15 protein-coding genes are annotated in these 13,961 nt (G+C 44.5%); 11 read left to right on the top strand and 4 right to left on the bottom strand.

The genetic code is table 11. From position 1 onward, the window contains the following. The first annotated feature begins 26 nt into the window (after positions 1-26). The 7 genes from ACLWOR_RS17090 to ACLWOR_RS17060 are packed head-to-tail and all read left to right on the top strand — an operon-like array spanning position 27 to position 6,973. On the top strand, positions 27-965 hold the full coding sequence (locus ACLWOR_RS17090; protein WP_413942024.1) for an ABC transporter ATP-binding protein: 939 nt from the start codon (positions 27-29) through the stop codon (positions 963-965). Next, a complete protein-coding gene (locus ACLWOR_RS17085) occupies positions 962-1,735 on the top strand; it encodes an ABC transporter permease (RefSeq protein WP_413942023.1) in 774 nt (257 codons plus the stop codon). The genes ACLWOR_RS17090 and ACLWOR_RS17085 overlap by 4 nt, the downstream gene beginning before the upstream one ends. Before the next feature lie 2 nt (positions 1,736-1,737). Further along, complete coding sequence (locus ACLWOR_RS17080; RefSeq protein WP_413942022.1) at positions 1,738-3,267, top strand: GldG family protein; 1,530 nt, start codon at positions 1,738-1,740, stop codon at positions 3,265-3,267. After that, positions 3,267-4,253: a DUF4340 domain-containing protein gene (locus ACLWOR_RS17075; RefSeq protein ID WP_413942021.1), complete on the top strand. Its 987-nt coding sequence runs from the start codon at positions 3,267-3,269 to the stop codon at positions 4,251-4,253. Before ACLWOR_RS17080 ends, ACLWOR_RS17075 begins: the two co-directional genes overlap by 1 nt. After that, the gene (locus ACLWOR_RS17070) at positions 4,250-5,242 is read left to right on the top strand and encodes a galactokinase (RefSeq protein WP_413942020.1); all 993 of its coding nucleotides are present in this window, start codon (positions 4,250-4,252) and stop codon (positions 5,240-5,242) included. The genes ACLWOR_RS17075 and ACLWOR_RS17070 overlap by 4 nt, the downstream gene beginning before the upstream one ends. Beyond that, positions 5,188-6,114 carry a DUF429 domain-containing protein gene (locus tag ACLWOR_RS17065; RefSeq protein ID WP_413942019.1) on the top strand — a complete coding sequence of 309 codons (927 nt, stop codon included), beginning with the start codon at positions 5,188-5,190 and terminating at the stop codon, positions 6,112-6,114. Before ACLWOR_RS17070 ends, ACLWOR_RS17065 begins: the two co-directional genes overlap by 55 nt. A 43-nt stretch (positions 6,115-6,157) precedes the next feature. Further along, the gene (locus ACLWOR_RS17060) at positions 6,158-6,973 is read left to right on the top strand and encodes a methyltransferase domain-containing protein (RefSeq protein WP_413942018.1); all 816 of its coding nucleotides are present in this window, start codon (positions 6,158-6,160) and stop codon (positions 6,971-6,973) included. Here ACLWOR_RS17060 and ACLWOR_RS17055 read toward each other — a convergent pair. Further along, positions 6,970-7,467, bottom strand: coding sequence for a DUF4442 domain-containing protein (locus tag ACLWOR_RS17055; protein ID WP_413942017.1), 498 nt, complete (start codon positions 7,465-7,467; stop codon positions 6,970-6,972). The genes ACLWOR_RS17060 and ACLWOR_RS17055 overlap by 4 nt on opposite strands. A gap of 113 nt (positions 7,468-7,580) precedes the next feature. Here ACLWOR_RS17055 and ACLWOR_RS17050 point away from each other — a divergent pair, with 113 nt between their 5' ends. After that, the gene (locus ACLWOR_RS17050; RefSeq protein WP_413942016.1) at positions 7,581-7,967 is read left to right on the top strand and encodes a hypothetical protein; all 387 of its coding nucleotides are present in this window, start codon (positions 7,581-7,583) and stop codon (positions 7,965-7,967) included. Continuing rightward, positions 7,964-8,344 carry a hypothetical protein gene (locus ACLWOR_RS17045; RefSeq protein WP_413942015.1) on the top strand — a complete coding sequence of 127 codons (381 nt, stop codon included), beginning with the start codon at positions 7,964-7,966 and terminating at the stop codon, positions 8,342-8,344. The genes ACLWOR_RS17050 and ACLWOR_RS17045 overlap by 4 nt, the downstream gene beginning before the upstream one ends. Here ACLWOR_RS17045 and ACLWOR_RS17040 read toward each other — a convergent pair. Beyond that, complete coding sequence (locus ACLWOR_RS17040; protein WP_413942014.1) at positions 8,341-8,859, bottom strand: asparaginase domain-containing protein; 519 nt, start codon at positions 8,857-8,859, stop codon at positions 8,341-8,343. The genes ACLWOR_RS17045 and ACLWOR_RS17040 overlap by 4 nt on opposite strands. Positions 8,860-8,973: 114 nt before the next feature. Here ACLWOR_RS17040 and ACLWOR_RS17035 point away from each other — a divergent pair, with 114 nt between their 5' ends. After that, entirely contained in the window at positions 8,974-10,146 is a 1,173-nt protein-coding gene (locus tag ACLWOR_RS17035; protein ID WP_413942013.1) for a hypothetical protein, read from the top strand. A 4-nt stretch (positions 10,147-10,150) separates the two neighbouring features. Here ACLWOR_RS17035 and ACLWOR_RS17030 read toward each other — a convergent pair whose 3' ends face one another. Next, positions 10,151-11,077, bottom strand: coding sequence for a CorA family divalent cation transporter (locus tag ACLWOR_RS17030; RefSeq protein WP_413942012.1), 927 nt, complete (start codon positions 11,075-11,077; stop codon positions 10,151-10,153). Between the two features lie 38 nt (positions 11,078-11,115). After that, on the bottom strand, positions 11,116-12,399 hold the full coding sequence (locus ACLWOR_RS17025; RefSeq protein ID WP_413942011.1) for a hypothetical protein: 1,284 nt from the start codon (positions 12,397-12,399) through the stop codon (positions 11,116-11,118). 185 nt (positions 12,400-12,584) lie between these two features. Between ACLWOR_RS17025 and ACLWOR_RS17020 the strand changes: the two genes are divergently transcribed. After that, positions 12,585-13,949, top strand: a complete 1,365-nt coding sequence (locus tag ACLWOR_RS17020; protein WP_413942010.1) for a penicillin-insensitive murein endopeptidase — start codon at positions 12,585-12,587, stop codon at positions 13,947-13,949. The last annotated feature ends 12 nt before the right edge of the window (positions 13,950-13,961 follow it).

The raw sequence follows: 13,961 nt of genomic DNA, 5'->3' as shown, positions 1-13,961 counted from the left end.
ATCTGTTTTAAGAGGAGATTCCAGGCATGATTGAAGTCAAAGATCTCACCAAAGACTACGGTCCACGGCGCGCGATTGATCATCTTAATTTTTCTGTCAATAAAGGTGACGTCGTTGGCTTTCTTGGGCCCAATGGTGCTGGCAAATCGACAACGATGAAAATCATCACAGGCTTTATGGCTCCAAGCAGTGGAGCGGCGTCGGTTGCTGGATTTGATGTTTTCGAAAATCCCTTAGAAGTTAAGAAGCGCATCGGCTATTTGCCGGAAACGCCTCCCGTTTATGCGGATATGTATGTGCGCGATTATCTGCGCTATGTAGCGGCACTCAAGCAAGTTCCTAAAGAAAAAATTGAGAAGCTGGTCGATATGGCGATTGAAAAAACAAACTTGGGTGAAGTGCAAAAGCGTTTGATTCATCACCTGTCGAAAGGTTTCAAACAGCGTGTCGGAATTGCACAGGCCATTGTCTCAGATCCTGAAGTTTTGATTTTGGATGAGCCGACAGTAGGTCTTGACCCAAAACAGGTGGCCGAGATTCGTGATTTGATCAAAGCTTTAAAAGGCCAACACACGATCATTTTGTCGACGCACATCCTACCTGAAGTGCAAGCGACTTGTGAAAAGATCATCATTATCAACAAAGGCAAGATCGTTATCCAAGATAGCATTCATCACTTGGCAACGATGGAAAAAGGCCAAAGTCGATTGACAATCCGCTTGCGCAAAGATGTCGACGATATGAAAAAAGTTTTAGGTGATATTCGCGAAGTGGTGGGTCTGCACATGGGCGCAAGTCACAAGGAATGGCGCTTGGATGTTCAGGGCGGAGAGGAAATCATCGAGGCGATTTCATCGCGCCTGGTGAACAACGGACTGGGACTTATCGAACTCAGCCCATCGAAATTGGATCTTGAAGACGTCTTCTTGAAATTGACTTATGGACAATCCGGAGGCCCAGCATGAACGGCGCACTGACGATTTGTAAAAAAGAACTGAAAGGTTTTTATTTCAATTCTACTTTTTGGGTGATTTGTTTTTTGGTGAGCTTGGTATTTAGCTGGGTGTATCCAATTCAGCTGAATCTGTTTTCGCAACTTCTCACAAACTACGTGATGCAGCAGGGAGTTCCGCAAAATCAATTGAACATTCATTATGGCGTGTTTCTTCGTCAGTTGTCTTACCTGAATCTCCTTTTGATCTTTGTGGTGCCAGCTTTGACGATGAAACTTTTTGCGGAAGAAAAGAAACTTCGCACATTTGATTTGCTTCTGACTTCTCCGGTTACATCCGCAGAAATTGTCCTGGGCAAATATTTTGCGGCGCTGGGTGCCGTGGGCGGAATTGTGCTTTTGGCATTTGCTTATCCGGCCGCTACAGCCACGTTTGCAAAATTGAACTGGGGCCCGCTGTTAATTGCCTTCGTGGGAATTTTCTTGGTTGGAGGCGTTTACGCAGCCATGGATCTTTTCTGCTCGTCACTCACAGAAAATAGTATCGTGGCCTATGTGGCGTCGGTGACTCTGAATGTTTCGATCTGGTTTATCGGCATCGGCTCCGAAATCGTTGATAGCGAAATGGCACGTAAGATTTTTGAGCATGTTTCCCTCAGCACGCATTTGTCCGGTCTTGTAGAAGGCACCGTGCGCAGCAATGGACTGATCTTTTTCTTCAGCATCATCGTGTTGTTCTGCTTTTTGGCGGAACGAGTTGTTGAATCTTCCCGTTGGAGATAGTGATGAGCAAAATTAGTAAGATTTCATTTTTATTTGCCGGAATCTCGCTCGTATCAATGAGTATTGTTCGCTACCTTTTAGGCGAGTGGGTTCCTTTTTGCTGGTTGGCTTTGGGACTAGCGATTTTCTTCCTTGCTTTGGCCTTGATTAAAGACCGCGTCTTTTTCAAAGAATTCTTTACAATGAAGACAACTAAAGAAGGCATGAGCATGGGGGTCTTGATCATTTTGATGATCGCGCTTCTTGCAGTAGTGAACTATTTAGGTGTTCGTCATGCAAAGACTTGGGACTTCTCAGTTTCTCAATCCAATACCCTTGCTGATCAGTCGATCAAGCTTGCTAAGTCGCTGGACTCGGATTTGACGGTTCGTTTTTTCTACAAGAAAGGCGTTGAAGGAAATGAAGAGAATCGTCGTTTATTCCGTGAGCTGATCAAGAAGTACCAAGATCAAAGCCCGAAGGTTGTTCTGGATTTCGTTGAGGTGAACGAAAGACCAGACGTTTCTAAAGAATATGGCGTGGATAAAGGCAGTGGCGTGGTTTTTATGGATTATAAAGGCCGCCGTACGCGTGTAGAGAAAATTGACGAGCAAGAATTCACAAGTGCCTTGGTGAAAGTGACTCGTGAAAAAAATAAAACGATCTACTTTACTGTTGGTCACGGTGAGATGAGTTTGGATGAAGCCAAAGAAGGTTTGGGTCTTAAATCTCTCAAAACTCTTTTGGAAAGCAGCCGTTATACGGTATTGCCTTTACCGCTAAGCCAAAATCCAAAGATCCCAGCCGATGCCGACGTGATTGTCATTGCCGGTGCGATTCAGGGTTTTCAGCCGTTTGAAATTACTGCTCTTGAAGAGTATCTCAAGAGCGGTGGCAGCTTGTTCCTTGCTATTGAGTCACAAAATTCTGCGGGTCTGGAAAAGATTGTGAACAAAGCGGGCATTCAGTTGCAAAACGATTACATCATGAACGTTGTCGAAACAAAATTGGGTCGTGGAGTCAACCAGGGACCTGTCATGGGTTCGACGTTCTCGATGAGCAACAAGATTACGAAGGCTTTTCCTAAAAACGAAATTACTTTATTCCGTTATCCTCAGGCTCTGAAAACAGTGGATCGTGTCGATGGAATTCAAGTCGATGAGATCGTGAAAACTTCTAATGAGGCGATGGCGTTTAAGAGCTTGAGCGTTTCTGCGGAAGGACCGCAAGGCGTTTACACGTTGGTCGATGAAGTGACGGGAACATGGCCCGGTGGAACGAAACCGTTTTCGATGATTGTTGCCGGCGACGTCGACTTTTTGACAAATCAATTGCTTTATCAAAACCTCAACCGCGATTTGGTTTTAAACTCGATTGCGTCCTTGGCTAAAGAAGAGAATTTGATCAGTATCACTCCGAAAGAAGCACAAGCGACACAGATGTTTATGACAGAAACCAAGTTTGGTATTTTCTTATTTGCTTTCATCATTCCTCTGCCTATCCTTATGTTAGGTGCCAGCATCGGCCTTTGGATGAGAAGGAGAAATGCCTAATGAAAGTTAAGGGACGCTCTCTTCTAGTAATAGCTTTGTTGTTATTTGGTGGATACGCCTATTATGACTACTACCAAGAACAAAAGACATCTGAAACGAAGATGGAAGAATCTCGTTTGATGTTAGTCCCTTATGATCAAGTCGACAGAGTGGAAATCAAAAAACCGGACGAAAAAATCCTCCTCACGCGCTCTGTCGATGGTTGGGCATTGCAAGAACCTTTAAAAGACAATGCATCCAACGAAGATGTTGATGACTATGTGAAATCACTGGCAACAGAGAAAATTCTCGATGTTGCCAAAGAGGGTGAAGATATTGACTGGACTGTTTACGGTTTAGAAAAGCCAGCGGCTATTATCACGTTAACAACCACAGCTGGAAAATCCGACAGCTTTGAAGTGTCCGATAAGAAAAACTTCGAAGACAACGTTTTTGCCCGTCGAAATAAGGAAAACCGCGTGCTTGTTCTTAATTCAATTTGGGAAAAAAAGGCGCACAAGACAAATTTGGATTTCAGAGATCGCCGCTTCCTTCGTCATAAAATTGGCAGTGTGGATGAGATTAAACTTAAAAACAAAGCCGGTCTGCTGCACATTAAAATGATTGATGGGCGTTGGACAGCTCCTATGCAAGAAAAAATCGCTTTGGATCAAAATAAGGTCCGCGATCTTTTACAGGCCATCGCGGATGCCAAAGGATCTCAGTATCTTGAGAAAAAAGATCTTCCAAGTCTGAAGCCGCTTTTTACCCTAGACCTCGTTATGGATAAAAAAACGTGGAAAGCCCAGGTCGGACAAGCAAAAGACTTTGCCATCTATGCAGAAGTCTCCGATCCTGAGTTCAGAATGAAAATGGAACCGGGAGCTTTGGATAAACTGATCGCGGCTGACTATAAATCTTTAAAGTCAGATGCACCTCCTAAAGATCACGGTGCCGATGATGAACATCAAGCGATGATCGCGGATAAGAAAGAAAAAAGAAAATGAGTAAAATTGTCGTAAAGTCACCCACGCGAGTGGATCTGGCTGGTGGAACCTTGGATTTGTGGCCGCTGTATTTATTTATCCATGGAGCTTCCACAGTGAATGTCGCCATCGACGTTTACACCACGGCAGAAATCAATCCGCATCCGGATTCTTCAATTGTCCTAGAAACATCAGATCTAAAAATCCGTAAAGCCTATTCAGATCTTGCGGAAGCTTTAGCGGATAAAGATCCTGCGATGATTCTTTTGCAAACTCAGCTTCGTTATTGGAAACCACAACAGGGGTTTTACCTTAAGACGTCTTCACAGAGCCCAGTGGGTGGGGGATTGGGGGGAAGCTCCAGTCTGACGATCAGTTTAATGAAAGCCTTTTCGCAGTTTTGCAACAAACCTTTCAAAGATGTGCATCAGATGGTGCATGCAGCCCACAATATCGAAGCTGAAATTTTAAATACACCCACAGGAACTCAAGATTATTATCCTGCAGCCTCCGGTGGTTTGAATGTTCTTCGTTATGGTTACGATGGTATCCAACAGGAAGTTTTGCCGGTGTCGGCAACTCCTCTCGCTGACAAATTTATGTTGGTCTATACCGGGAAAGCTCATCACTCTGGATTAAATAATTTTGAAGTGATGAAGGATTCTGTCGCTAAAGATGAGGGCACTTTGCAGGCGCTGCGAGACCTCAAGGCTGTGGCGATTGAAACTGAACACGCTATCCGCTCGGGTCGTTGGGAATCTTTGGGGCCACTCTTTAAGCGTGAATTTGCAGCTCGTGTTCGTTTGGCACCCGAATTTTCAAGTCCGGAGATTTATCAGCTGGCGGAAGTCTCTTTGCAGAATGGCGCTGAGGCTGTTAAAATTTGTGGAGCAGGGGGCGGTGGTTGCGTGCTTGTTTGGTGTCCTCCTCAAAACAGAGCGAAGGTAGCAGAAGCATGTCAAAAAGCCGGCTATCAGGTGATGGACGCAAAACCCGTCGATCCCCTGTAAAGAAAAAAACGACGAAGAAAACAGCAGCGACTTCCAAGTCGCACGCTGGTGAAGTTCATCGTTTTATCGGCCTCTCGCTGGGTGGAGGTAAAGCTGACAAAGCTTGCCTCGCCGTTGTTGAATACTATCCGAAACACAAAAAAGTCTTCCTGTCTCGGTTGGTTGAGAAAATCAAAAGTGACGAAATTCACTCCGCTGATTTTAAAATTGAAGAAATCATCGCCCAGTATCACGGTGAAATCGACACCCTTGCATTTGATGTGCCTTTTCATTTTCCGCTCTCATTGATGAACGATAAGAAAACCCCGGGATATGATGAGAGTAAAGAGCCTCATATCCAGTGGATGTGGAATTATACCCGTAAACTTCACAAAAAGAAAAAACCGCGGAAGCTTTTTACTCCGTACACACAACGCTGTGTGGAGATGTATCTTGCTTCCGAGTTGGAAGAACCGTTTTCACTCTCGCACGCGATGGGATCTAATACCGCGCCCTTACTTGCACGTGCGATGTACCTTGAGCGACGCTTGGATTTAAATTGTATCGAAGTCTTTCCCAAACTTTCGGTTTGGCGTATTGGTCGGGCTTTGAATGTGATGAAGTCGCATCTGCGTTTTCACAAGCATTCGATCGGCGGAGACGAGAGTCGCCGCGCACTTTTACAAGGCTTGAGCAGTCACAATGTCGCTTTTGTCTATGATCAAGATGTGAAACTGATGATCGAAAACAATCATGCTTTTGAAGCCTTTATTTGTGCCTTAACGGCATTTTTGGATTTTAAAGGACAAACTGAATCGCGCCCCGAAGGATTTCCCGAAAAAGAAGATTGGATTGCCTTTCCCAAACTCGCAATAAAATGGGATTCTTTTTAGGAATGAGCCTTCTCACTTAGAAAGTGGGGGGAAAGAGGTTTCTATGTCTGCTGATTTTCCTTATTTGCATGGATTCACCAAAGAAGAACAAGAACGCCTAAGCAAACAGGCGCGTTTCGGTGAATATACAGTTTATCAAAATATTAATTTCTCAAATTGCAAAGATCTTCTCGAAGTCGGTTGTGGTGTGGGGGCGCAGAGTGAAATTCTCTTGCGTCGTTTCCCAGATTTAAAACTCACGGGTATTGATCGCAGCAACAAGCAATTAAGTGCCGCCCGCCATCGTTTGAGCGCTGTTCCAGGTGCTGAAAATCGCTTTGAGCTTCATCAGATGGATGCCACAGCGATGACCTTTCAAGCCAATTCCTTCGACGGTGCTTTTCTATGTTGGATTCTCGAGCATGTTCCAGATCCAATTCGCGTATTGTCAGAAGTACGCCGGGTGTTGCGCCCAGGCTCTGTCGTTTATGCAACCGAAGTTATGAATGCCTCGTTTTTTTTAGATCCTTATTCTCCAAATGTTTGGAAGTACTGGATGGCATTTAATGAGTACCAATTGGAACAAAAAGGAGATCCTTTTGTTGGGGCGAAGCTGGGGAATTTCTTTATGCAACTGGGATATCACGATATCCGCACCGAAATTAAAACCTGGTTCCTTGATAACCGCCGCCCACAAGCACGGAAAGACTGTATTGAATATTGGACAGAGTTACTTCTGAGTGCGAGTGAACAGTTGATAGCAGCGGGCCTTGTTTCCGAAGAAATTGTCGAAGGAATGAAGCAAGAGATGCACAAGGTTGCCAGTGATCCTAACGCTGTTTTCTTTTACAGCTTTGTTCAGGCTCGCGCGAGAACTTAAGCTTTGGCTGAATCACTGAGTTTCAGCTTTTCTTTGTAAAACTCTTTGGTCGCCACATATAGGACTTTGTCGAACTCAGCATAGACAACGTCTTCTTTGTCTTTGTATTGAATCGTCCAAGTAAAAGTCGTACGTCCTTCGGTGGCCACTTTATCAGTCACTTCTTTAAGCATTTCGGGAGTGATTTTGAAATCGGCATAAATGGGTTTTTTCGCAGGCTTTTTAAAGCGAAGAGTACAACCCTTGTCCCATACCACGTATTTTTTGCCGAGGATTTCCATTAGCATCAACATGAAAAACGGATCTGTCGACGCATACATGCTGCCACCAAAAATTGTTCCGACCACGTTGCGAGTGCGCCAAGTCAGTTTCAAACGCACGATCAGGTGAGTAAAGTCGGGGGAGATGTAAGTAACCCGGCCTCCCGTGCTCCAAATACACGGCCAAAGATTGAGGAAGAACCGATAGAATTCCGAGTAGAATTTCTTTTTCATTTTCACACCTACTGACAGAAGTATAATTCTTACTGAATCGTCCGGTCACCTAAAAGGATTATTTCACAGGCCTAATTGTTAATGATAGTTTTAGGTTTCCTTTCGGAGGATTCTTGACCATCTCTGCTCGCAACTTCCAACTTTGGATTTTAAAGTTTTTGTTCTTCCTAGCAGGCTGCTACCTCTGCTTCTTTTTACAGGCTCAATACAAGTTGACAGCGGTTGTAGCGGCCGCAATTACTGGATTATTGGGGACCTTTATTCCAGAATCCAAGCATATTGAGAAAACACATGTACACGCCACGATCTACAGCGGTGCCTTTGTGGCCATGGGTTCGAGAGTCGTTGAGGCAGGTCCTTGGCAGATTCTTTTCGTTTCTGCCGTGGGAAGTGGAATCTACTTTTTGACATATCGTCGGATCACAGGAATCGGTGGACGTTTAGGATTGATTGCCTTTATTTCGTCGCTCTTAGGCGTCGCATTGAGGCATTGGCTATGATTATGACAGCAGGAATTTTTACGGTCGCAGTTTTAGGAGCGGAGTCAACTTTTGCGCTGATTCATCGATTTAAACTTTCAACAATAAGAGCGTCGTGCTTATCGACCTTGGTGTTTTGCGGACTTTTAAGTCTGATCCCGGCAGATTTTAAAATGATGCCTTTACAAGCTGCTTTTTTTGGAGCCACCTTTGTCGGTATGACGGATAAATCCAGAATGGGGGCCAAGCGAGTTCTCATTGCCAGCCTGCTATTCGCCTTGATTTATATTTTCTTGATTCCGCTGGCTCGTGGCTTGGGCGGCGGCTTAGGTGCCGCAGCCTTCGTCTCTTGCGCGATCATTTATTCTATCTCGCGCTGGGTTTTCAAAAAAATCTAGAACGATTCGAAAGTCCCTTTGTCTTTATTCTTACGTACATTGGGAAGTTTAAAGATTTGGTTGTGGAATGAGATGTAAAAACCCGGCGGTAATAGTTTTGCCGCCAAAAGAGCTTCGGTGACATTTTGAGAAGCATCACTATCGTCAAATCCCATCGGAATCATCGCACCGGTAAACACGACAGCAACATTGGGATGAGAAATTTTGTTATGACAAAATTCCGCCGAAATACTCATCGTGTCGGTTCCGTGTAGAACCACAATGGGGCAGTCACGCTTCATTTCATCTTGCACGGTAGCTGCAATCAAAACGCGGTCTTCATCAGTCATATACAAAGAATCTTTGCTCATCAGCGGATGCACCAGGATGTTCGTGTAGGGAAGGCGCATTTTGGAAAGAATGCGATTTTTAATGCTGGTGCCACGATTTTGAAGAGAGCCATCGAACTCATCATAAGTCTTTTCGATGGTTCCACCCGTAGTGACAATAACGACGTCTTGTATATTTGTACCCATGCCCGAAGCCTATATCGACCTTTCCTAAATTACTATTTCTGGGGCGTTAGGTCATAGGGGAAAGGGCGATCTGACACTAGAAGTATGGCCCTTGGATTGCATTGGGAGGTCCCTATGAATAGAAAGCTCCTGCAACTTTTGCTCGTATCCTCTCTTCCGACGCTCCTGACAGCCTGTTCAGGGGCAAATGAGTCCCGTCAGATCCAGCGGCTGGGGCACGATTTTATTGTCGAAACTTTGAGCAATGCAGAAGATTTTCCAACGGTCGAAGTCGACCCTGATTGTGATAGTCATCTGGCTAAGATCCTTTGCGTTTCAGACGATAAAGAATTGGGTTTCGATAAAAATTGTTCATTTGAGAAAGTACAGCCTCAGCAGATCGCGGCCCTCCAAAACTTTGTGAAGGAGCTTCCACCATTTCATCAAAAGGTGATGTGTCACCTGAATCGAGTGCAGATCCAAAATAATATTTATAGTATCGCGTATGCCAGTGGCATTGCGGGACCTGAATATTTTCGTATCGGAAATATGATCGGACTTCGTCCCGAGGTTCTGGAAAAAGGATCCGTTACTGATGACTTATTCAGTTGGAAAGAGCAGCTTAACTTTGGTTTATCGCAACCGAATGATCCAGAACGTAAACCTTCGCCGTTGGGACCTCAGGTTATTGATCGAGTTCCGCCCGAGTTTTCACAATACCTATCGGTCATCATTCACGAGTTAAATCATCTTGTTGATTATATGAATCGCGCTAATGAGATTAACTATGCTGACTGTGTAGAGGACGAGCACCAACCATATCTCTTCGTATGCCAAAGCGGTGAAAAATCATTTTCGCGTCTGAGTTGGGGAGAAACAACTTATACCATTATGGCTCCGCCGGAAGTTCCAGACGAAGAGTTGAACAAATTGAAGATTCCAGGCCCGGCATGGCACTCAACGTGGCCCCTGGCTGGAAAATTGTGTTTTTATAACTGCCAAGAAACTATTCCCGTTGAGTTCATGCAGGCGACTTATGCAGAAGTTGCAAAAACTAATTTTGTAACACCCTATTCGACTCAAAGTTCGTACGAGGATTTCGCGGAAGCGGCGACTTACTATACTTTGAACAAAACTGGCGTCGAGTTTGAATACAAAGTGTTAAGTGCGACGGGGCAAGTTTACTTTGACGGTTTCAAACAATTTCAGAGTGATTTGTTTAAGTCGAAGCGTGATTGGTTAAGCGAGTTCTTTGCAAAAGATCTCGTATATCAAGTCCAACCGCGCCAGCCACAGAAGTCCGAATAAGAAGCTAAATATCTTCTTTGGAAACCCACCCCTTGCGGAAGATCCAAATACTGATCATGGTCACAACGAAAAGCATGATGCCTAAAATAACGTAATATCCATGCTCGGATTTCAGTTCGGGCATGTGCTCAAAATTCATACCGTAAACGCCAGTAATAAAGTTTAATGGCAGGAAGAAGATCGACACCACCGTGAGAACGCGCATGATCTCATTGGTCCGATAGGAAGCTTCATTGGTTTTTTGCGACATCAAAGACAGATGCAATGACAACAGTCCCGTGATCTCCTCAAAGTTGTCGTCGGCATAGTAAATCAATTTGTCTAAAGGCTCTCGTACAGCAGATAGATCTTTTGACGAGAAGCCCAGAGGGTCTTGAATCTTCGTCAAAACATCAGAAGTAAATTTAAAGATTTTGCGATAAGCCGAGGCTTTACGTTTGATCAAATAACCAGGTCTTAAAATATTGCGACGGCGAAGCGCAAAGACGCGCTCTTCGATTTGGTCTGTTTTTGCATCCAATTCATCCAGAGGGGGATCAAAACTCGCCAGCGTCGCGACGATCAAGTTTTTAACCAGATCAGATTTGTTGAGCATTTCAAAATCGGCTTTGACCTTTTTATTTTCAATGCAGTTCAAGGAAGCACGATGAATAGTTAAGACGTAATCTGCACCGACAAAAAACACAAGTTTCGTCGTGAGTTCTTGCATAGTTCCGGCTTTGGGTTTTGCCTTCACATCGTAATGTCGCAAAATAAAATAAACTGTTTTATCGAAGACATCGCCGTGTGGAAGATGTTCTGGATCTAAGCAATTCGCGAGAGGTTGCAAGGGGATATTAAATTCATTTGCGAGTTCCATTAAATCCGACTGCGAAGGTCCTTCGCAGTCAATCCACTTAAAATTTGCAAACGAATGTTCATAGCGCTTCATGAATTCAAGGCTATCGAAAAGAACGGACGGCGGCAAATCTAAAACGAAAAGACGCTACTGCAAGTTCTTTGACCGCGCCATGCTTCAAAACGTTTTGACAAGAAACCGTAGGCGCTCATAACACCGGACTTTGTGACAACCATCAATTTCCCCATCTCGCCAACGCTGATGCGGGGAAATCCAGAGATGATAAATCGCGGAATTGTCACGCGAACGATTTTGTACTTTTCCCCGGTCAAACTGAACGTCAAGAAATCTGCGAGTGGTGGAGGTGGCAATCCAAAGCCAGAACTCAAACCAAAAGCCGCAAATGAAGACGAATCCGTTGAAAATCCAGGAATCATAGGAGGGTAGAAGCTAGTAATGTTTTTAATATTCTTGGCTTCGTTTCCTTTAGGTGTGGAAGTCATGTACGCACCCAATTTATAGTTCACACCAATAACCGATGCGGCTGCCATGGAGTGATGGAATTTTTCGGGAGTGATCGTAAACTCAAAGACAAATGCTTTTTGTTCAATATTATAACCAATTGAAAAACCTATCTCGGTCAATCCGCCGAAACCTTTTTCACGTGCGCCAGACAGTCCGATAATTCCAAAAGCAGCCGTCAAACCAAATTCATTTTTATCAACAACCAGCGGAGCCTGATAAAAAAGGCGGTGATTCATGGACGTCAAAAAATTTTGAATAAAGATGTGCCGACGTTCCTTAAGGGTATTTTCTTGTGGTGTGATTTCTTTACGAAATACTTTGCGGTAGGAATAAGACAAAGTATCCTTCGTCAGAATACCAGCGCTGATACCCCATTGGGAATAATGAAGAATGCGTGCCATCCCGCGCAGAAACGCGATACGAATACGGCGGAAACGGATTTGTTGTTCTTGATTCATGCTTTCGTAAGGCTCTAAAGAATTAAACTCAGGTGGAAGAGCCCAGCCCTTGGCAATGTACTCTTGCTTAAAACGTTCAGGCATTGCAAAGCCCAAGCTCTTATTAATTTCTTCAGCAGTAGGGTTGATATCGATTGTATAGACTTCGCCTTTGCCAACCCGAATTTCATAGACATAAGGTTTTTCAACAACTTGTTCGGTGTCGAGGAGGCGTTCTTCAAATTCAAAATCCGTCGTATCTGTTCCATTTGATGGAACCCATCCTTTCGGAAGGTCGACTTTGCGTTGCGGGTTGTTTTCGTGGCGTGGAAGAGGCTCACCAACGAATTCGCCGTCGGTAACCGCGGTCCCATTATCGACTGCCCAAGCTTTAGACACTAAAGCCGTGGAAAGAACAAATATTGTCAGTAAAGCTACTACGTACTGCTTCATCTCGAATATACCTCTAAATACCATCTGATATGACTTACTCAATGAAAGTGATGCAATCTCTGCTCCCAACGGCCGACTGTCGCGCCCCATTCGTCACTGCCTGGGAATTACTTCATGGGCAAAGCTCTCAGCAGAAATTTAGCCCTCTTTAGCGCCAGTATGTTTTCTGCATTCCTATTAGACAGATGAAAAGTAAGGTTCTTTTCCTCATTCTAAGTTTCACGTGGGGCCTCGCAGGTTGTGGCTCGGGGTTTAGTGCTGTCGATCAACCCGCTACTGCGAAAAGCACGATGCCGGAATTTGAGCGCCCGCTGGTCGTTGAAGAAGACGGCTATGATATAGTTCGTGGTGGTATTCGAGTTGAAGATATCAAGACTCAATACAGTGAAGAAAAAAAATCGATGAGTCTTTCGGGCCAGGTCATACTTATCGACACGAAGTCGGCGGGTCTTAAAACTTTCAATATGGATCTGGAAGGGCAAGCGGACGATCAGGGTTTTATCGTTTTAAAACCCACGGGGCGGGGAACGGGAATTCCATCTGACATTAAGTTAGCTGCGAAGGCGACATGCTTAGGGCCAGATCACGACTGTTATTCTTCATTTATCGATATCTATGTCGCTCACAATGACTTGATCTATCATCATCAGGTTGAAGCCATTCAAGAAAAGCCACAAGCTCCAACTCCGGTCGTGGAAGCGCCGGCAGTCCCTGAGAAGCCGCAGCCAAGTCCAAAGCCGAATCCAGTGGCTGAGGAGGATGAGCACGAGGACGACGAAGCCATTCAAGGTGGGGGTCGTTACGTGGGTGATCCTGCAAAAGACATTGAAGATTTGTTAGAGATCAAACCAAAAGAGAAAAAACCTGTTGAAGGCGAAGTTAAAGAAGCAAAACCGTCGATCAAAAAAGTCACGCAAGCTATTGATACCGTGAACAACGGTCATCTTGCGAATGCGATCAGTGCATTGGACTATATGACTCATCATGCTCCTGCAGGATTCTATATTTTGCGTCCCGAAAGAAAAAGTCACTTTGGAACAAATGAATTGGTTTATATCATCGGGCAAATGGGTCTTTATACGAAAAAAGAAGTTCCAGGCTATATCCTGCCGATCGGTGATATGTCGAAAGAAAAAGGTGGGAAATTTGGAACCCACAAGTCCCACCAAACTGGTCTAGACGCCGATGTGGCATTTTATTTTGAGAGCAAAAATCTGCAAAGGTCTTTTGTTTCGGCAGTTACGATCGATAAGCCACACGGCAGTTGGATGCTGGAAAAGCAATGGGGTCTTTTCAAAATGGTGAACAAGACCAAATTGGTAGATCGCATCTTTATTCATAAAACTCTTAAAAAAGCCCTGTGTCAGTTGGCTATTAAAAATGGTGAGATTGAGAAGTCTGATAAGTCCGGCGATGTCTATGAAACTTTGCGCCGCTTGAGTGCGGACACAGATCATAACACGCACTTCCATTTGCGTCTGAAGTGTTCCAAAGCTCAGATTCGTTGCCGTCAATTGCCAGAGCCTGCAGCCGGTACAGGTTGTTTCTAAGAGTCTTGCCAA

Source organism: Bdellovibrio sp. HCB2-146 (assembly GCF_047345725.1).
Lineage (GTDB): Bacteria > Bdellovibrionota > Bdellovibrionia > Bdellovibrionales > Bdellovibrionaceae > Bdellovibrio.
This window is presented reverse-complemented; position numbering and strand designations above follow the sequence as displayed.